Consider the following 18,756-nt stretch of genomic DNA (forward strand, 5'->3'; position numbering starts at 1 on the left):
TCAGCTCAGCTCCGCGATCGGCCGGCCGTCGAAGTCGACGGATGAATAGAGCGCCAGCTTCTCGAGCTGGTGATAGGAGTCGATGATCCGGATCGTGCCGCTCTTGGACCGCATCACTATCGACTGGGTGTAGGCGCCGCCCGCCCGGTAGTGCACCCCGCGCAGCAGGTCGCCGCCGGTCACGCCGGTGGCGACGAAGAACGCGTTGTCACCGGACACCAGGTCGTCGGTGTGCAGCACCCGGTCGAGGTCGTGCCCGCCGGCCAGCGCCTTCTCCCGCTCGGCGTCGTCGCGCGGCCACAGCTTGGCCTGGATCGCGCCGCCCATGCACTTGAGCGCACAGGCCGCGGTGATGCCCTCGGGCGTACCCCCGATGCCCATCAGCACATCGACCTCGGAGCTGTCGCGGGCCGCGTAGATCGCGCCCGCGATGTCGCCGTCGGAGATGAACCGGATCATGGCGCCCGCCTCGCGCACCTCCTGGACCAGCCGCTCGTGCCGCGGGCGGTCGAGGATGCAGACCGTGACGTCGGAGACGCTGGACTTCTTGACCTTGGCGATCCGGCGGAGATTTTCGCCGACGCCGGCGTTGATGTCGACCACGTCGGCGCAGTCGGGGCCGACGGCCAGCTTCTCCATGTAGAAGACCGCGCTCGGGTCGAACATCGCGCCCCGCTCCGCGACCGCCAGCACCGCCAGCGCGTTGGGCATGCCCTTGCTCATCAGCGTGGTGCCGTCGATCGGGTCGACGGCCACGTCGACCTCGGGGCCGGTGCCGTCACCGACCTCCTCGCCGTTGAACAGCATCGGGGCGTTGTCCTTCTCGCCCTCGCCGATCACCACGACGCCGCGCATCTGGATCGAATTGATCAGCTTGCGCATCGCGTCGACAGCGGCGCCGTCGCCGCCCTCCTTGTCGCCCCGGCCGACCCAGCGGCCGGCGGCCATCGCCGCCGCCTCGGTCACCCGGACCAGGTCGAGAGCCAGGTTGCGGTCGAGATCCTGCGGAACGCGTTCACTCATGCCGCCGCCTCCCTTCGGTCGGCTGAGCAAGAACACGGTCGGCTGAGTTGACTGCGCTCACTTCGTTCGCTCATGGCGGCCTCCTCGCGTCGCGGCGCTGCAGTAAGCGGGTCGGTCGTTACCTGTGATCCTGGCATGACCGCCCGCTGAACGTCCGTTCGGGTCGGCGTGTCGACCCGGTGTGGTCGCGCCGGCCGGCGCTCGGCACAATTGCCTTCGTGGAGCAGCAGGCCAGCCAGAGCGAGGTCGTCGAGTCGGCCCAGCGCAGCGAGCGCCGGCCGCGCGACATGGTGATCTCGATGCTGGTCCTGCTCGTCCCGATTCTCCTGGCGTTCGGCGTCTACCGGGTGTTCTTCGACGGACACGACCCGATCCCGGTCGACGCGTCCGTGGCGATCGACGACGCCCGGCACGCCAACGCCTTCCCGGTGCTCGTGCCGGCCGGGCTCGGCGACGACTGGGTGACGGTCAGCGCCCGCTGGCAGGAGGTCGACGGCGGCAAGGCCCTGCGCCTCGGCCTGGTCACCCCCGACGGCGACGGCGTGCAGGTCGTGCAGACCGACGCCGAGCCCACGGCCTTCATCCCGGCCGAACTCACCGCCGACGCCCGGCCCGAGGGCGCGGTCGACGTCGCGGGCGGTTCGTGGCAGTCCTACTCGACCCGGCCGGGCGAGCGGGCCCTGGTCAAGCTCGACCCCGACCGCACCGTGATCGTCGTGGGCGAGGCCGACGACGGCGAACTGCGCACGCTTGCCGCCGCGTTGAAGCCCTAGAACCACCAGCCGCGCAGGAAGCGGACGCCGAGCAGGATGGTGACCAGGCCGGGGCCGGCGGCGAGGGCGGCGGCGGACACGCGATAGACCATGCGGTGCCGCACGAGCTCCGCGCCATTGCCGACGACGACCACGCCGGCCGCGACCATGAACCAGGCCCACCAGCGTGGGCTCGGGTCGAACCAGCCGAAGCGCATCGCCTGGAACGCCAGGCCGAGGCCGACCGCGACGGTGGCCAGCATCACCAGCGTGCGGTGGAACGAGCGGCCCAGCGGGTCGTCCGGGCGCCAGTAGTAGCTGCCCGCGATGGCCGCCGCCGGCAGCGCGATCAGCAGCGGCCAGAACCGCGGCACGTCGCCGAACATCAGCATGACGCCCACCGCGAACGCGATCAGGCCGAGACCGGCGACCGCGTACGCCAGGATGCCGCCGCCGCGGCGCACCAGCGAGACCAGGCCGGCCGCCGCGATCAGCGACGTGGGGATCACCACGAACAGTGACCACCAGCGGAAGTCGTGCGCCGCCTGGGCGAGGCCGCTGACCAGCGCGCAGGCGAGCAGTGCGAGGCCGCCGCCGGCCAGCCAGGGGGCCGCGCCGCCGGTCGCCCGCCGCGGTGCGGGGGTCGGGGTCGAGGTCTGCGGATAGGTCGTGGTCACGTCACCTACTGTGCCGACCGCGAACCCCCGGCACCATCCCGCTAGCCCTACCCGGGTGGGTCGGGCCGGCGGGTGGATCAGAAGTCGCCGCCCCCGAAATCGCCGCCACCGAAGTCGCCGCCGCCCCAGTCGCCGCCACCGCCGTCGCCCCCGTCGTAGCCGCCACCGTCGCCGCCGTCACCGCCGCCGTCGTCGTAGCCGCTGCCGTCCTGGAAGCCCTCCTGGTAGCCGGCGTCGTAGCCGTAGCCGGGATCCGCGAACGCCGGCGAGAAAAGCGCGTCGGCGATCAGCAGGCCACCCACCGCGCCCGCGGCGCCGGCTAGCGCCGGGCGCCACCAGGGCTGGGAGTACCAGCCGGAGGGGACGGGACGGCCCTGGTAGTGGCCGCCGGGGTAGTAGTAGGGCGTTCGGTTGCTGGGCTGCGGGCCCGCGCTGAACGGCTGGCCCTGCACGTCGACCGTGCGCTCCTTGGTGAGCGTGCCTACGCCGCGCGCCGACGCCAGCTGCGGCAGCTCGGGACCCGGGTCGATGCCCATGGCCGTGCGGGCCGCGCGGATGTAGGTGAGACCTTCGAGCGCCGTCTCGCGGGCCAGCTCGTACTGCCGGGTGGACCGGGCCTGCTCCAGCTGGCTGCCCGCCGCCGTGTAGCGCTCGCCGGCGTCGGCCAGCGCCTGCCGGACGGCCGGCTCGTCGCCGTGCAGGTTCATCACCTGCCCGCCGAGCCGCTCGTACCAGCGCTGAGCCTCGGCCCGCGCGTCGCCCAACTCCCGTTCGCGGCGGCCGGCCACCGCCCGCTGGTAGTAGAACACCAGCGCGATGACGATCACCAGAAGCGCGATCAACCACAACCAACCCATGACACGACGGTACCCATCCTTGTCATGTCGTACCTGTTTGGCAGAGTTACCGAATGGACCTTTCGACGGTGGTCGTGGTGGTTGTCTGCCTGGCCATCGGCGCCGCGGCGGGGTGGTTTGCGGCGGTTTCCCGGTCCGCGACCCGGATTGCCCGACTCGAGGCGACCATCGACTCGGCCCGCGAGGGCGAGGGACGCCTGGAGCAGTCGATGCGGGCGCTGTCGTTCGAGGCCACGGTGCAGTCGCAGGAGGCGGTGGCCCGCGCGGTGGCGCCGCTGCACGAAACCCTCCACCGCTACGAGCTGCGGGTGGCCGAGCTGGAGCGTGACCGGGTCGACGCCTACGCCGAGCTGCGGGAGCAGGTCCGGGCCATGTCGAGCGTCTCCGGCGAGCTGCGCACCGAGACCAAGCAGCTGGTGGCCGCTCTGCGGGCGCCGCAGGTGCGGGGGCGCTGGGGTGAGCACCAGCTCCGGCGGATCGTCGAGGCGGCCGGCATGCTCGAGCACTGCGACTTCTCCGAGCAGGTCACGGCCGCGACCGACCACCAGGGCGTACGCCCGGACCTGGTCGTGCGGCTCCACGGCGGCCGCAGCGTGGTGGTCGACGCCAAGGCCCCGTTCGACGCCTACCTGACCGCGATGGAGGCGCGCGACGAGCGCACCCGCGACCACCACCTCGACGCCCACGCGCGGCAGCTCCGGGCCCACGTCGACGGGCTGGCCGCCAAGTCCTACTGGGCCGCGTTCACCCAGTCGCCCGAGTTCGTCGTGCTGTTCGTGCCGGCCGACCCGTTTCTCGACGTGGCGCTGCAGCGCGACCCGACGCTGCTCGAGCACGCCTTCGCCCGCAACATCGTGCTGGCCACGCCGGCGACGCTGGTGGCGCTGCTGCGCACGGTCGCCTACTCGTGGCGGCAGGAGGCGCTGGCCCGCAACGCGGTGTCGGTGCACGAGCTGGCCCGCGAGCTCTACGGCCGGCTGGCCACGCTCGGCGACCACGTCGGCAAGCTGGGCTCGGCGCTGGGCACGGCGGTCACCTCCTACAACCGCGCGGTCGGCTCGCTCGAGGCCCGCGTCCTGGTCAGCGCGCGCAAGCTGGCCGATCTCGGCGTCTCCGGCGACGACCTGGTCGCGCCGCCGCAGGTGGAGACCACCCCGCGCCAGCTCCAGGCGCCCGAACTCGTCGAAGGGGGAACCGAGCCGGCGGTGGCGCGCGTCCCATTCCAATGACACACTTCGACGTCATGCGACGGCTCACGGTGCCACTCGTGGCGGTGTTGGTGGCGGCGCTCGCCGGCTGCTCGGCGAGCCGGGGTGGCGGCGGGCCGGCGCCCACACCGCAGCCCTCGGTCTCGACGTCGACCGCGCCGGCCGGCACGCCGAGCCCGTCGCCGTCCTCCGCGCCCGCCACGGCGCCGCCGCCCACCGGCCGCATCGCGTCGCCCCGGCCCGAGGGCCCGCGCCCGTCCGGCGCGCAGACACCCAAGACGGTCAACGTGACCGGCACCGTCACGGCGGGCACCGAGCCGGGCTGCCTGCTGCTGGAGGGCTACCTGCTGGTCAACGCGCCGACGAGCCTCGTCTACGAGGGCGTGCGGGTGAAGGCGACCCTGGAAGTGCGGGGCGATCTGGTCAGCACCTGCATGCAGGGCACACCGGCGATGATCACGTCGGCACAGCGCCTATGACATTACATCCGTAATGTAAACTGGGTGGCGTGAACCTGCTTCGCACCGCCATGACGTACGAGCGCGGGGTCTGGGTCAGCCTCTTCCGCTGGATCCTCCGCCGCCCCGACCCGGCCGGTCCCGGCGCCCGGTTCGGCTACAGCGCCACGACCACGCCAGTGCTGCTTGCGTTCATCGGCGTGTCGATCGTGGAGATCCCGATCCTGCACTTCCTGCTGCCGTGGCGGACCGTGCAGATCGTGGCGTTCGTGATCAGCGCGTGGGGCCTGCTGTGGATGGTCGGGCTGCTGGGTGCGCTGCGCGTGCACCCGCACCTGGTGCAGGCCGAAGGCATCCGGGTGCGCTCGGGGTTCACCGTCGACGCGTTCGTGCCCTGGTCGGCGGTCGCGGAGATCCGCACCCGCAACCGGCCGCTGGAGAAGAGCAAGGGCCTGCAGTACGAGGAGACCGCGGGCGGGCTGATCGGCAAGGTGGTCGTGCTGGGGCAGACCAACGTGGAGCTGGTGCTGACCGCGCCGACCGAGGTCGGCCTGCCCCGCGGCCCGATCAGCGAGCTGCACTTCTGGGCCGACGACCCGCGCGACCTCGTGGCCGCGGCCCGTGGGCGTCTGGTGTCAGTCGGCTGACGCGGCGGCGGCCCGGGCGGCGGCGGCCGCCTTCATGTCGCGCTTGAGCTCCTGCGGCAGCGAGAATGCCAGCCGCTCGTCGACCGTGGTGACCTCGGAGACGTCCGCGAAACCGCGCTCGACCAGGTGGTCGAGGAGCTGGTCGACCAGGTCTTCCGGGACGCTGGCGCCGGAGGTGACGCCGATCGTGGTGGCGCCGGCCAGCCAGGCGTCGTCGACCTCGGTGGCGTAGTCGACCAGGTGGGCCGCCCGCGCACCGGCGTCGAGGGCGACCTCGACGAGCCGGACCGAGTTGGAGGAGTTGGTCGAGCCCACGACCAGCACCACGTCGCAGTCGGGCGCGATCTGCTTGACGACCTGCTGCCGGTTCTGCGTGGCGTAGCAGATGTCGTCACTCGGCGGCGACTGCAGCAGCGGCAGGCGCTGCTTGAGCCGGCCCACCGTCTCCAGGGTCTCGTCGACCGACAGCGTGGTCTGCGACAGCCAGACCACCTTGGCGGGGTCACGCACGGTCACCTTGTCGACGCCGTCGGGGCCGTCGACCAGCTGGATGTGCGCGGGCGCCTCGCCGGAGGTGCCGATCACCTCTTCGTGGCCCTCGTGGCCGATCAGCAGGATGTCGTAGTCGTCGGCGGCGAACCGCCGGGCCTCCTGGTGGACCTTGGTGACCAGAGGGCAGGTCGCGTCGATGGCCTTGAGCTGGCGGGTCTTGGCCTGCTCGTAGACCTCGGGCGCGACGCCGTGGGCCGAGAAGATCACGGTGGCGCCCTCGGGCACCTCCTCGTTCTCCTCGACGAAGATCGCCCCGCGGCGCTCCAGCGTGGCCACCACGTGCTTGTTGTGCACGATCTGCTTACGCACGTAGATGGGCGCGCCGTAGAGGTTGAGCGCCTCTTCGACGGTCTGCACGGCGCGGTCGACGCCGGCGCAGTAGCCGCGCGGGTTGGCCAGGAGCACACGCTTGCGGGTGGGTTCCTCGATCACCAGCCAATCGTACGTGGCGGGTGCGTCCCCGGCAGAATGTCGTGCGCCGGCAGTGCGCACCGCCACCCCCTGCCCCGCCGTAGGGTGGTGCGGTGACCACGCCCGAGCCCAACGGCATCCCGAAGAGCACCGCGGAGGAGCCGTGGCCGGTGCGCGTGGTGAGCCAGAAGATCAGCGGCTGGATCGCCAAGCTGGGCTGGGTCTGGGTCGACGGCCAGGTGGCCCAGATCAGCCGGCGGCCGGGCGCGACCACGGTGTTCCTCACGCTGCGTGACCCCTCGGCCGATCTCAGCCTCACCGTCACCACCAACCGCGACGTGCTCGACCTCGGCGCGCCCAACCTGGAAGAGGGCGCCCGGGTCACGCTGCACGCCAAGCCCGACTTCTTCCCGGCGCGGGGCACGCTCAGCCTGCGGGCCGACGAGATCCGCCAGGTCGGCCTGGGCGAGCTGCTCGCCCGGCTCGAGCGGCTCAAGCGGCTCCTGGCCGCCGAAGGGCTGTTCGACCCGCGGCGCAAGCGGCGCCTGCCGTTCCTGCCGGCCCGGATCGGGCTGATCACCGGCCGCGCCTCGGCCGCCGAGCGCGACGTGCTGACCAACGCCCGGCGGCGCTGGCCGTCGGTCGAGTTCCGGCCGGTCAACGTGGCCGTGCAGGGCCCGACCGCGGTGCCGCAGATCGTCGACGCCCTCAAGGTGCTCGACGCCGACGAGACCATCGACGTGATCGTCATCGCCCGGGGTGGCGGCGGGGTCGAAGACCTGCTGCCGTTCTCCGACGAGGCGCTCTGCCGGGCGGTGTTCGCCTGCCGTACGCCCGTGGTCAGCGCCATCGGCCACGAGACCGACACGCCGCTGCTGGACTACGTCGCCGACGTGCGCGCCTCGACCCCGACCGACGCGGCCAAGCGGATCGTGCCCGACCTCGGCGAGGAGATCCGGGTCATCGGCCAGGCCCGGCAGCGCCTCGACCGGGCCGTCACCGGCCTGCTGGACCGCGAGCAGCACCGGCTCGAGGCGATCCGCTCCCGCCCGGTGCTGGCCCGGCCCGACGTGATGATCGAGCAGCGGGCGCTCGACGTGTCCGCGCTGCGCGACCGGGCCGGGCGGAGCTTCGACCACCGCGTCCGCGCGGCCGACGACGAGCTGCGGCACACGGTGGCCCGCCTGCGCGCGCTGTCGCCGGCGGCGACCCTCGACCGCGGCTACGCCATCGTGCAGAACCGCGCCGGCCACGTCGTCCGCACGGCGACCGAGGTGGCCAAGGGCGACGTGTTGCGGGTCCGCCTGGCAAGCGGCGAACTGTCGACCACAGTGGACGAAACTGAGGAGCACGGGTGACCGACGAGAAGCTGAGCTACGAACAGGCGCGCGCCGAGCTGGCGTCGGTCGTCGAGAAGCTCGAGGCGGGCGGCATCTCGCTGGAGGAGTCGCTGGCCCTGTGGGAGCGCGGCGAGCGCCTCGCCGACATCTGCCAACACTGGCTCGACGGCGCCCGCGAACGCCTCGACGCCGCCCGCCAACGAGCCGGCGCCGAGGCGTAGCGGGGCGGCTCAGCTCTCCTTGATCTGATCGGCCGGGGGCGCCTTGGGCTGCGTGACGTTGTCGAAGTCGAAGAACTTGATCGTCGTCTGCTGCGCCTTGATCTTGCCCGCGCCCGGGATGTCCAGCACCATCGAGCTGAGCCGCTCCTCGCTGTCCAGCGTGATCGTGACCGGCACCGCCTTGGCCTTGTCGCCCAGCGCCGCGAGCGTCTCCGCGTCGGTGACGTCGAGGTCGTTGCTCTTGGTCAGATCGACGGTGCCGGTGAAGGTGTTGGGCGCCGTCTCCTTGAGCTCGGTGACCTGCTTGGCGATGCTGCTGCCCATGGCCTGGGCGCCCGCGGCCGCGAGCGAGCCGACGTCGGCCTTGGCCTGCTCCTGCGTGATGTGCCGCCACCCGCTCAGGGCGTCGGCGAAGCCCTGCAGCTCAGGGTCGTCGCCCGGGTCCAGGCCGAAGTCCATCTTCATGTAGATGTCCTTGCTGATCTGGACCATCTCGATGGTGAACTCCTTGCCCTCCGCGGCGCCCTTCATCGTCATCGACATGCTGTCGGACGGCTGGTGCCGCACGCCTTCGGCCTTCATGCCGGCGGCGTCGATGCTGAACTTGAAGCTGCTCTGCTCCATCTTCTTGCTCGCGGCGTCGATCCGGGCGGCCGGGTCGGCGGGCGCGGACGTGGTGGCGGCGCCCGGCGAGCCGGCGCCCGACGAGTCGTTGGCCTGACCGCAACCGGTCAGCGCGATCAGAACGGCAGCCGAAACGACCGCCAACTTGGGCGTACGCAAGGAAAGCTCCAGGGAATCTGCGACGTGGAAGTGCCGTAGCGTAGCCGCAGCCCCGTGCCCCCGGTGCCCCGACGGACAAGCCGGGCGGGCTTCCGTCGGGGCTCGCTCGATCAGAACGCCGAGGCGACCACGAGTTCCGTCGTGCGGTCGGGGAGCAGGTCGAGCTTGCCGATGCGGCCCGCCGCCTTGAGGTCGTCGGCGGCCTGGGACAGCAGCTCCAGCATCGCGGCCGGGCCGAGCACCTCGGCCAGCGGCACCTCGGTGCGCATCGACACCTTGCGCTCCGACTTGGCCCGCCGCACCTGCGACAGCGCCTCGCCGGTGAGCTGCAGCAGCTCCGGCGTCGCGTCACCGGCCGCCGCTGCCACCTCGTGCACCGTCGGCCACGGCGCCCGGTGCACAGATCCGTAGCGCCACCACGACCAGACCTCTTCGGTGACGAAGGGCAGGAACGGCGCGAAGAGTCGCAACTGGACGGACAGCGCGGTGGCCAGCGCCGCCCGGGCCGAGCCGCAGGCCGCCGTGTCGCCGTATGCCCGTTCCTTGACCAGCTCGATGTAGTCGTCGCAGAACCGCCAGAAGAACGACTCGGCGACCTGCAGGGCGGTCGTGTGGTCGTAGGCCTCGAAGGCCGCCGTGGCGGCGCCCACCACCTCGCGCAGGCCGGCCAGCATCGACCGGTCGAGCGGCTCGGTGACGCTGCCGCCGGCCGCGCCGAGCCCGAGGGCGAATTTCGACGCGTTGAGCACCTTGGTGGCCAGCCGCCGGCCGATGCGGATCTGCGTCGGGTCGAACGCCAGGTCGGTGCCGGGCCGCCCGCTCGCCGCCCAGTAGCGCACCGCGTCGGAGCCGCTGTCGACCAGCAGGCCCATCGGCGTGACCGTGGTGCCCTTGCTCTTCGACATCTTCTTGCGGTCGGGGTCGAGGATCCAGCCCGAGAGCACGGTCTCGCGCCAGGGCAGCACACCGTGCTCGAAGTGGGACCGCACCACCGAGGCGAACAGCCAGGTGCGGATGATCTCCTGGCCTTGCGGTCGCAGGTCCATCGGGAACACCCGGCCGAACAGGTCGGGGTCGGTCTCCCAGCCGCCCACGATCTGCGGCGTCAGCGATGAGGTGGCCCAGGTGTCGAACACGTCGGGATCGGCCGCGAAGCCGCCGGGCACGCCCCGCTGCTCGTCGGTGTAGCCCGCCGGCACGTCGCTGGACGGGTCGATCGGCAGCCGGTCCTCGGTCGGCGCCAGCGGGCGGTCGTAGTCGGGCCGGCCGTCGGCGTCCAGCGGGTACCAGATCGGCACCGGGACCCCGAAGAAGCGCTGCCGGCTGATCAGCCAGTCGCCGGTGAGCCCGCCCACCCAGTGCTCGTAGCGGTGCCGCATGTGCGGCGGCAGCCAGCGCAGCTGCCGGCCCCGCTCGAGCAGCGCGTCGCGCAGGTCGGCGTCGCGGCCGCCGTTGCGGATGTACCACTGCCGGGTGGAGACGATCTCCAGCGGCGAGTCGCCCCGCTCGTAGAACTTGACCGGGTGCGTCACCGGCCGCGGCTCGCCGATGAGGTCGAGCGACTCGGAGAGCAGCCCCACGATCTCGCGCCGGGCCTGGTTGACCGTGCGGCCCGCGAGCGGCGCGTAGCGCTCCGGGTCGACGCCGGGCGGTGGCTCGGGCAGCAGCCGCCCGTCGCGGCCGATCACCACCCGGGTGTCGAGCCGCAGCTCCCGCCACCAGGTCACGTCGGCGAGGTCGCCGAACGTGCAGACCATCGCGATGCCGGTGCCCTTGTCCTTCTCCGCCAGCGGATGCGCGTGCACGGGCACCTCGACACCGAACACCGGCGTACGCACGGACGCGCCGAACAGGTGCGTGTAGCGCTCGTCGTCGGGGTGCGCCACCAGCGCCACGCAGGCCGGCAGCAGCTCGGGCCGGGTGGTCTCGATGTAGACCGGCTCGTCGCCCGGGCCGTGGAAGCGCAGCCGGTGGTAGGCGCCCGGGCGCTCGCGGTCCTCGAGCTCAGCCTGGGCGACGGCGGTGCCGAAGCCGACGTCCCACAGCGTCGGCGCCTCGGCGGTGTAGGCCTCGCCGCGGGTCAGGTTGCGTAGGAAGGCCCGCTGCGAGGCGAGGCGGGCGTGGTGGCCGATCGTCGTGTAGGTCATCGACCAGTCGACGGACAGCCCGAGCCTGCGCCACAACGCCTCGAACGCCTGCTCGTCCTCGACGGTCAGTCGCTCACACAGCTCGATGAAGTTGCGCCGCGAGATGACCGCCGGGTTCTTGCGGTCGGCGTCGTCGACCGGCGCCGCCGGTGGCACCCAGGACGGGTCGTAGGGGAGTGACGCGTCGCCGCGCACGCCGTAGACGTTTTGCACCCGGCGCTCGGTCGGCAGGCCGTTGTCGTCCCAGCCCATCGGATAGAACACCGTCTTGCCGCGCATGCGCTGGAACCGGGCCACGGTGTCGGTGTGGGTGTAGGAGAAGACGTGGCCCATGTGCAGCTCGCCGGATACGGTCGGCGGAGGTGTGTCGATCGCGTATACGTCGGACCGGGCCTTCGACCGGTCGAACGCGTACGTCCCCGCCTCCTGCCACCGGCGCGACCATTTCTCCTCGAGACCGTCCAGGGACGGCTTCTCAGGGATACCGGCGCGCCTGTTCGCCGTATCCGTCATGGGGCCAGGGTACCGCCGGGCTCGAGCCATTTTCGAAGGCCACGGCCGTGCTCGGCGGGGTGAAACCCCGTTCCGGCTGACCGTTGACGGCCCGGCCGAGCACGTGGGCGACGGCGGCGATGACGTCCTGCTGCACGGCCGCGCCCACGCCGTCGGCGGGCCGGCTCGGGTTCGCCGCGATGCCGGCGACCGCGGCCTGCGGCGTGAAGCCGACGAACGACTCCGTGGCGTTGCCCTCGGCGCTGCCCGTCTTGCCGGCCACCGGCCGTCCGCCGAGCATTGTGGACACCTGGGTGGCGGTGCCGCCGTCGCACTGGCCGAACGCGCCCCGCTGGCCGACCGGGCACCGGGCGGCGTCGACGGCGGCCCGGGCCACGTCGGGCTCCAGCACCCGCTTGCAGGTCGGCTCCGCGGCCGCCACCTTCTTGCCGTTGGCGTCGGTGATGCCGGTGACCGGTAAGGGAGCGCAGTAGGTGCCGTCGGCCGCGATCGTCGCGTACGCGTTGGCCAGGTCCAGTGGCGTCGTGTCGGCGACCCCGAGGGTGAAGGATCCCCAGTCGTCGGCGTCGTTACTGGCCCGCTCGGCGTCGGACTTGGCCCGGAACTGGATCCCGAGCCGCTGCGCCATCTCGACCGCCTTGGCCGCGCCGACCTGCTCCTCGAGGCGCACGAAGTAGGTGTTGACGGAACGACCGAACCCGGTCCACATCGTACGGTAGCCGTCCATCCATGATGGATTGTCGTTGGCCGGGCAGTAGAAGCCGTCGCAGGAGGCGGGTCCGCCGTCGGCCCAGTGCGTCCTCAGCCGGCTCGGCGCGTCGAAGCCCGTGTCGAGTGTCTGCCCGGCCTCCAGCGCGGCCAGCATCGTGAAGAGCTTGAACGTGGAGCCGGCCTGGTAGCCGGTGACCGACGACCCGCCGGCCACCAGCTGGTCGACCGTGTCGCCGGGCTTCTTGTCGAGGCTGTAGTGGCGGTTGACGGCCAGCGCGAGCACCCGCCCGGTGCCCGGTTGCACGGCGGCGATGGGCAGGGCGCGGGGCGAGTCGTAGTCGTACACCTCGGTCGCCGCCTTGGTCGCGGTCTCCTGCACCTCGGGGTCCATCGACAGCGTGATCCGGTAGCCGCCGTCGCGCAGGGCCGCCAGCCGTTGCTGCGGAGTGTCGCCGAACGCCTTCTGCTGCTGCCACCACGACACGAAGTAGTCGCAGAAGAAGCGGCTGTCGGCCGGGGTGGCGGCGGTGCAACCGTTGGGCACGCTGCCGGGATCGAGCCGCAGTGGCTGGCGCTTGGCCTGGTCGGCGTCGGCCGCGCTGACGTGGCCGGCCTTGACCATCGAGTCGAGCACGTAGCCGCGGCGGGCCTGGGCGGCGGCCTGGTCGCCGTGGATGGGGTCGTAGGCGTCGGGGGACTGGACGAGCCCGGCGAGCAGGGCGGCCTGGGGGAGGGTCAGCTTGTCGGGCGTGGTGGAGAAGTAGGTCTGCGCGGCGGCCGCGATGCCGTACGCGCCGGCGCCGAAGTAGACGATGTTGAGGTAGCGGGCGAGGATCTCGTCCTTGGTCAGGGCGTGCTCGACCGCGACGGCGTACCGCATCTCCTGGATCTTGCGACCCACGCTGTCCTGCGTCGCCGCGGCCCGCTCCTCGTCGGTGGCGCGGGGGTCGGTCTTGAGCACATTCCGGACATATTGCATGGTCAGCGTGGACGCGCCCTGCTGAGTCTCGCCGCTGCGCCCGTTGGCGACCAGGGCCCGCAACACGCTCCTGGGGTCGACCGCGCCGTGCTCGTAGAAGCGGGTGTCCTCCGCGGCGACGATCGCCTGCCGCATGACGGGCGCGACGTCGGCCAGGGCCACGTCGGTCCGGTTGAGATCCGCGAACGTGGTGATCAAGGTCTTGCCGTCGGCGGCGTAGAGCCGGGACGCCTGCGGCACGCTGGGCTGGGCCAGCGCGGTCGGCAGGTCGGTGGTAGCCACCGCGACCCGGGTGGCGACAAACCCGGCCAACAGCCCACTCGGCAACGCCGCGGCCGCCACCAGCACTCCCACGATGCCGGCCCCGATCGCCAGCCGCGTCCACTTCGCCATGGGCGCCCCTCCCCGAGTGATCCCTCACTCAGGATCGGCACCTTCAGGTGGAATGCCCAGCTATCGGGCCAAACTCACACCGCGCTGCCAGCAACCGCCCAGCCGCCTGTCAGCGCAGGTCAAGAGCAGGTCGACACGATCTCCGGGTACGCCTGGCGGTGCGCGCACGCGACGCATTCATAGACGTGGTGCCCGCCGCAGGCGCACGGCCGCCACCAGCGTCGCGGCCCGGCCAGGGAGAAGGGCTCGCCGCAGCCGAAGCAGTTCGCGGGGCTCGCGTCCATGCTGAGCAGGTCCCGCCGCGCGAAGCGGTAGCTGACCAGCCGCGGGTCGGCCGAGTAGCGCACCATGCTCCTGGCGAGGTCCGCCGGGTCGTCGACGACGAGGTGGGTCTGCCGACCTGGGCCGCAATCGGACCGCCAGGTCAAGGTGATGTGCCAGGTGCTGCGCCACACGTCCGCCGGCGCGGGAATCGTGGCGGGTCTGAGATCCATGAGGACGATCGTCACGGTCAACTCCATTGAGGTGCCGTGCCCGGGCACCGTGAGATGCCCGGGCACGGCGGTTCGTCAACTGAGAGGCACGGTGGGCACACGCCGGCGACTGCCCCTCGCCGATGTGGTCATCGTGCGCAGGCCGGGTTCGGCCTTGCCGGCCGGGCGACCGAGCCGGGCGTGCCAGGCCTGGTGCGCTCGGGCGTCGCCAATCACCGCGCCGCACTCGCCGCAGATCCGGTCGGCCGGACGGGCGATCAGCCGACGCAGCGGCCGGTCGGGTTGGTCGATCGGGTTGACCTTGTTCTGCGCCCTGGCCCAGAGCGGGTACCAGACCGACTCCAGCTCATCGGGCTCGACGCCCAGCGTGTTGAGCAGGATCTCCAGGTTGCGCCACTTCGGTGGCTTGTCGGCGTTGAAGATCCGGCTGATGGTGGACGCCGAGATCCGCCGTCGGCACTGGGCCGCGATCTCTCGGTACGCCGGCTCCTGGGCGCGCCGATAGGTTGCCCGCAACAGTCGCAGCAACTCGTCGAGGTGCTCGTTGGGTTCGATTGGTTTGACCATGATGCGCGGATCCCGCCGCTACACCTCCGTCCGACGCGCGTCGGCGGTGGAGAGCCGGCCGGCCACCTCACCGGCCACCAGGCCCGCGAGGCCGGCGCCCAGCGCCGCCTCGGCGAGCCCGTAGCCCAGGAGGACGAGGACGGCGCCGAACACGGCGATGGCCGAGCCGACGACAACGGTCGGCGCAGGGCCGGAGTCTCTGATGATCCGGCGAGCGACCTGGTTGCCGACCAGGGCCAGCCCAGCCGCCCAGAGCAGCGCGTCCTGCAGCGGATGCCCCGCCACCAGCAGCGCCGTCGTGGCGCCGAGCACGAGCAGGGCCGGCAGGACGACCGGCCACGTGGAAGCGGGTCGGGGCCGTGGATCCGCCGAAGCGGCGCGGGTTGCGCGCCCCGCCGGGGGTTTCACAGCAGCGAGTCCTGCCACTGGCTGTGCAGGCGGGCGTAGCGGCCGCCGCCGGTGATGAGGCGGGAGGGTGGGCCGTCTTCGACCACGCGGCCGTCGTCGATGACCAGGACGCGGTCGGCGATCTCCACCGTTGACAGGCGGTGGGCGATGACCAGGGCCGTGCGGTCCCGCAGGATCGTCCGCAGCGCCCGCTGGACCAGGCGTTCCGTCGGCACGTCCAGCGACGACGTCGCCTCGTCCAGGATCAGCACCCCCGGGTCCGCCAGGAACGCCCGGGCGAAGGCCACGAGCTGGCGCTGGCCCGCCGACAGCCGGCCCCCGCGGCGGTGCACGTCCGTGTCGTAGCCCTGGGGCAGCGCGGCGATGAACTCGTGTGCGCCGATCGCGCGGGCGGCCGCCACCAGGTCCGCGTCGGTCGCGTCCGGGCGGCCGAACCGCAGGTTGTCGGCGACCGTGCCGGCGAACAGGTGGTTCTCCTGCGTGACCATCACGACCGCGCGCCGCAGGTCGGGGTCGGTCACCTCGCGCAGGTCGACTCCGTCGAGCCGCACGGTGCCGGCCACCGGGTCGTAGAAGCGGGCCACCAGCTTGGCCACTGTGGACTTGCCGGCGCCGGTCGCGCCGACCAGGGCCACGATCTGGCCGGCCGGGATCTCGATGCTGAAATCGCGCAGCACCGGCGGGCCGTCGCGGTAGCCGAACGTCACCTGGTCGAACAGGATCGCCCGACCGCCGGCCACCACGGGCAGCGGCGTCGCGCGGATCGGCTCCGGCACGGCCGGGCGCTCGTCCAGCACGCCGGCCAGCTTCTCCAGGGCCGCCGTCGCCGACTGCAGCGCGTTGTAGAACTGGCTCAGCTCCTGCATCGGCTCGAAGAACCGCCGCAGGTAGAGCAGGAACGCCGCCAGCACGCCGATCGCTGTGCGGCCGTGCAGCACCTGCCAGCCGCCGAACGTCAGCACGCCGGCGATCGCCACGTTGCCGATCAGCTTGATGCTCGGCGAGTAGACCGCGATAAGGCGAAACGCCTTCAGCGACGCGCCGCGGTAGTCGTCGTTGAGGACGTCGAAGATCTGCTGGTTGCGCGGCTCCCGACGGAACGCCTGTACCGCCCGGATGCCGCCCAGGGACTCCACGAAGTGGACGATCACCAGGGCCACTGCTTCCCGCGTACGGCGGTAGGCAATGGCGGAAGCGAGCGCGAACCAGCGGGACAGCCAGAGGAGGAACGGGAACGTCAGCAGTGTCACCAGGGCCAGCGGCGGGTCGAGGTAGAGCAGCACGCCGGCCACCGACAGCACCGACAGCCCGGCCAGCACCAGGTCGTCGATGCCGCCGTCGACGAGCTCGCTGATCGAGTCCATGTCGCTGGTCAGTCGGGCCACCATCCGGCCCGACGTGTAGCGCTCGTGGAAGCCGATCGACAGCCGCTGGAAGTGGTCGTAGACCCGTTGCCGCAGGTCGCGCAGCACGTCCTGGCCGATCCGGGCGGAGAGGCGGAGGAAGCCGCGCTTGCCGAAGTATTCGGCCAGGGCGGCCGCCACGAAGGCCAGGCCGACCTGGACCAGGATCGTCGGGTCACCCTGGCGCAGCGGCGGAATGCCCCGGTCGATCGCGAGCATGACGAGGAACGGGCCGGCCATGCCGGCGGCGCTCTGCAGGAGGAGCAGGGCGATCGTGGCGGCCAGGGCGCGCCGGTGGGGGCGCACCAGCGATGCCAGCAGCGACCGGCTGCGGACCCGCAGGCGCGCGACGGCCGCCGGGTCCGCGGCTTCCGCGGCGGTTCGGTCCGCGTCGAGCTCGGCGGCGCGGCCCCGCCACGAGTGCACCGTCATGCGGCGTCCGCGATCGCCGCCGCTTCCGAGAGCACCGCCCGGTACGCCGGCACGGTGGCCAGCAGCTCCGAATGCGTGCCGACCGCGGCGATCACCCCGCCGTCGAGCAGCGCCACCCGGTCCGCCAGCGCGATCGTCGACGGCCGGTGCACCACGAGCAGCGCGGTCGTGTCGGCCAGCACGCCGGCCAGCGCCTTCTCGACCAGCGCCTCCGTGTGCACGTCGAGGGCCGACAGCGGGTCGTCGAGCACCAGCACCCGCGGTCGGCTGAGGATCGCCCGGGCCAGCGCCAGCCGTTGCCGCTGGCCGCCGGACAGCGACAGGCCCTGCTCGCCGACCCGGGTGTCGAGGCCCCACGGCAGGTCGTCGACGAAGTCGGCCTGGGCCAGCGCGAGCGCCTCGTGGATCTCGTCGTCGGTGGCGTCCGTGCGGCCGAGCGCCAGGTTCTCGCGCACCGACATCGAGAACAGGGTCGGCTCCTCGAACGCCACCCCGACCACCTCGCGCAGCGACTCGAGCCGCAGGTCGCGGATGTCGCGCCCGTCCAGCGTGATCCGGCCCGAGGTGACGTCGTAGAGCCGCGGCACCAGCGAGACCAGCGTGGTCTTGCCGCAGCCGGTGGTGCCGACGACGGCGAGCGTCTCGCCGGGGCACACGGTCAGGTCGATGCCCCGCAGCACTGGCACGTCACTGCCCGGATAGCTGAACCGGACGTCGTCGAAGCGGACCTCACCGCGTACGGCACCGGCCGGTCTCGCGTCGGGCCGGTCCACGATGGATGGTGGTGCGTCCAGCACCTCGTAGATCCGGTCGGACGCCGTCATCGCCTCCTGCGCGTTGCCGATGATCCAGCCCAGCGACTCGATCGGCCAGATCAGCATCAGCTGCAGCGTGACGAACGCGACCAGCTCGCCGATCGTCAGCCGGCCGGCGGCGACCTCGACCGCGCCGGCCACCAGCACCGCGGCCAACGTCAGGTTGGGCACCAGGTCGAACTGGGCCGACGTGCCGGCGAGCTGGCGACCCTTGTCGACGGCGGTGTTGCGCAGCCGGTCGGCGCCGACGCCGAACTGCGCGCTCATGAAACGTTGCCGGCCGAACGACTTCACCGTGCGCAGGCCGCGCGCCGTCTCCTCGACCTGGGTGGCCAGGTCGCCCTGCTCGTCCTGCATCCGGCGCGAGGTGCGCAGGTAGGTGCGGGTGAACCGCCGGCTGACGATGGTCAGCGGCACGGCGCTGCCGGCGACCAGCAGGCCGAGCGGCCAGTGCAGGCGGATCAACAGGCCCACCACCACGGCGTACGTGGCGAGGTTGACGAACAGGAACAGCAGGCCGAAGGAGAGGAAGCGCCGGATCACCGAGAGGTCGGCGGTGACCCGGGCCAGCAGTTGGCCGCTCTGCCAGCGATCGTGGAACGCGACCGGCAGCCGTTGCAGGTGGGCGTAGATCTCCTGCCGGATCGTCGCCTCCATGCCGAGCGCCTGGCTCGACTGCGACCAGCGCCGGATGAAGGTCAGGGCGGCCTCGGCGATGCCGAACAGCAGCGCGAGCCCGCCCAGGAGGAACAGGCCGCGCGCGTCGCGGTGGGCGATCGGACCGTCGACCACGCGCCGGACGACCAGCGGCACCGCGATGCCGACGGCGGTGCCGGCCAACGCGGCGAGGATCAGACCGACGAACTGCCGCCGGTACGGGCGGAGGTAGCGGCGCAGCCGCCACAGGTTGCGTACCCCTGACTGATGGTCACGTCTGGTACGCACCCCGTGACGGTAAACGCTGC

General features: G+C 72.2%; 18 protein-coding genes. 6 read left to right on the top strand and 12 right to left on the bottom strand.

All coding sequences use genetic code 11. The features are described from left to right. Nucleotides 1-1,023: a class II fructose-bisphosphatase gene (gene glpX / locus O7635_RS13490; RefSeq protein ID WP_278080752.1), complete on the bottom strand. Its 1,023-nt coding sequence runs from the start codon at nucleotides 1,021-1,023 to the stop codon at nucleotides 1-3. Between the two features lie 218 nt (nucleotides 1,024-1,241). On the opposite strand from glpX, the gene O7635_RS13495 reads away from it, so the two are divergent. Continuing rightward, a complete protein-coding gene (locus tag O7635_RS13495) occupies nucleotides 1,242-1,796 on the top strand; it encodes a DUF4245 domain-containing protein (RefSeq protein WP_278080753.1) in 555 nt (184 codons plus the stop codon). On the opposite strand, the gene O7635_RS13500 is transcribed toward O7635_RS13495, so the two are convergent. Beyond that, on the bottom strand, nucleotides 1,793-2,452 hold the full coding sequence (locus O7635_RS13500) for a hypothetical protein (RefSeq protein ID WP_278080754.1): 660 nt from the start codon (nucleotides 2,450-2,452) through the stop codon (nucleotides 1,793-1,795). The two genes, O7635_RS13495 and O7635_RS13500, sit on opposite strands and share 4 nt — an antisense overlap. Nucleotides 2,453-2,529: 77 nt before the next feature. Further along, complete coding sequence (locus tag O7635_RS13505; protein ID WP_278080755.1) at nucleotides 2,530-3,309, bottom strand: hypothetical protein; 780 nt, start codon at nucleotides 3,307-3,309, stop codon at nucleotides 2,530-2,532. A 53-nt stretch (nucleotides 3,310-3,362) separates the two neighbouring features. On the opposite strand from O7635_RS13505, the gene O7635_RS13510 reads away from it, so the two are divergent. The 3 genes from O7635_RS13510 to O7635_RS13520 are packed head-to-tail and all read left to right on the top strand — an operon-like array spanning nucleotide 3,363 to nucleotide 5,622. Then, nucleotides 3,363-4,538, top strand: coding sequence for a DNA recombination protein RmuC (locus O7635_RS13510; RefSeq protein ID WP_278080756.1), 1,176 nt, complete (start codon nucleotides 3,363-3,365; stop codon nucleotides 4,536-4,538). Between the two features lie 14 nt (nucleotides 4,539-4,552). Beyond that, nucleotides 4,553-4,996 (top strand): hypothetical protein, encoded by a 444-nt coding sequence (locus O7635_RS13515; protein ID WP_278080757.1) that lies wholly within the window; start codon nucleotides 4,553-4,555, stop codon nucleotides 4,994-4,996. Nucleotides 4,997-5,025: 29 nt separating this feature from the next. Continuing rightward, nucleotides 5,026-5,622: a PH domain-containing protein gene (locus O7635_RS13520; protein WP_278080758.1), complete on the top strand. Its 597-nt coding sequence runs from the start codon at nucleotides 5,026-5,028 to the stop codon at nucleotides 5,620-5,622. Here the strand turns inward: O7635_RS13520 and O7635_RS13525 are convergent. Further along, nucleotides 5,611-6,603 carry a 4-hydroxy-3-methylbut-2-enyl diphosphate reductase gene (locus tag O7635_RS13525; protein WP_347405332.1) on the bottom strand — a complete coding sequence of 331 codons (993 nt, stop codon included), beginning with the start codon at nucleotides 6,601-6,603 and terminating at the stop codon, nucleotides 5,611-5,613. The two genes, O7635_RS13520 and O7635_RS13525, sit on opposite strands and share 12 nt — an antisense overlap. A 95-nt stretch (nucleotides 6,604-6,698) precedes the next feature. On the opposite strand from O7635_RS13525, the gene xseA reads away from it, so the two are divergent. Together xseA and O7635_RS13535 are read left to right on the top strand one after the other, a co-directional pair. After that, nucleotides 6,699-7,943 carry an exodeoxyribonuclease VII large subunit gene (gene xseA, locus O7635_RS13530; RefSeq protein WP_278080759.1) on the top strand — a complete coding sequence of 415 codons (1,245 nt, stop codon included), beginning with the start codon at nucleotides 6,699-6,701 and terminating at the stop codon, nucleotides 7,941-7,943. Then, the gene (locus O7635_RS13535; RefSeq protein WP_278080760.1) at nucleotides 7,940-8,146 is read left to right on the top strand and encodes an exodeoxyribonuclease VII small subunit; all 207 of its coding nucleotides are present in this window, start codon (nucleotides 7,940-7,942) and stop codon (nucleotides 8,144-8,146) included. Before xseA ends, O7635_RS13535 begins: the two co-directional genes overlap by 4 nt. 9 nt (nucleotides 8,147-8,155) lie before the next feature. Here the strand turns inward: O7635_RS13535 and O7635_RS13540 are convergent, their stop codons facing one another. From O7635_RS13540 to O7635_RS13575, 8 genes are all read right to left on the bottom strand, one after another. Continuing rightward, nucleotides 8,156-8,929 (bottom strand): hypothetical protein, encoded by a 774-nt coding sequence (locus O7635_RS13540; RefSeq protein WP_278080761.1) that lies wholly within the window; start codon nucleotides 8,927-8,929, stop codon nucleotides 8,156-8,158. Between the two features lie 110 nt (nucleotides 8,930-9,039). Continuing rightward, nucleotides 9,040-11,589, bottom strand: coding sequence for a valine--tRNA ligase (gene valS / locus O7635_RS13545; protein ID WP_278080762.1), 2,550 nt, complete (start codon nucleotides 11,587-11,589; stop codon nucleotides 9,040-9,042). Then, complete coding sequence (locus tag O7635_RS13550) at nucleotides 11,552-13,672, bottom strand: transglycosylase domain-containing protein (RefSeq protein ID WP_278080763.1); 2,121 nt, start codon at nucleotides 13,670-13,672, stop codon at nucleotides 11,552-11,554. The genes valS and O7635_RS13550 overlap by 38 nt, the downstream gene beginning before the upstream one ends. A 119-nt stretch (nucleotides 13,673-13,791) precedes the next feature. After that, complete coding sequence (locus O7635_RS13555) at nucleotides 13,792-14,166, bottom strand: hypothetical protein (RefSeq protein ID WP_278080764.1); 375 nt, start codon at nucleotides 14,164-14,166, stop codon at nucleotides 13,792-13,794. A 75-nt stretch (nucleotides 14,167-14,241) separates the two neighbouring features. Continuing rightward, nucleotides 14,242-14,733 (bottom strand): helix-turn-helix transcriptional regulator, encoded by a 492-nt coding sequence (locus tag O7635_RS13560; protein ID WP_278080765.1) that lies wholly within the window; start codon nucleotides 14,731-14,733, stop codon nucleotides 14,242-14,244. Between the two features lie 18 nt (nucleotides 14,734-14,751). Further along, a complete protein-coding gene (locus O7635_RS13565; protein WP_278080766.1) occupies nucleotides 14,752-15,141 on the bottom strand; it encodes a hypothetical protein in 390 nt (129 codons plus the stop codon). Then, nucleotides 15,138-16,976, bottom strand: a complete 1,839-nt coding sequence (locus tag O7635_RS13570; RefSeq protein ID WP_278080767.1) for an ABC transporter ATP-binding protein — start codon at nucleotides 16,974-16,976, stop codon at nucleotides 15,138-15,140. The genes O7635_RS13565 and O7635_RS13570 overlap by 4 nt, the downstream gene beginning before the upstream one ends. Next, complete coding sequence (locus O7635_RS13575) at nucleotides 16,973-18,736, bottom strand: ABC transporter ATP-binding protein (RefSeq protein WP_278080768.1); 1,764 nt, start codon at nucleotides 18,734-18,736, stop codon at nucleotides 16,973-16,975. The genes O7635_RS13570 and O7635_RS13575 overlap by 4 nt, the downstream gene beginning before the upstream one ends. Between the last annotated feature and the right edge of the window lie 20 nt (nucleotides 18,737-18,756).

Origin of the sequence: Asanoa sp. WMMD1127 (assembly GCF_029626225.1) — a bacterium.
Taxonomy (GTDB): Bacteria; Actinomycetota; Actinomycetes; order Mycobacteriales; family Micromonosporaceae; genus Asanoa.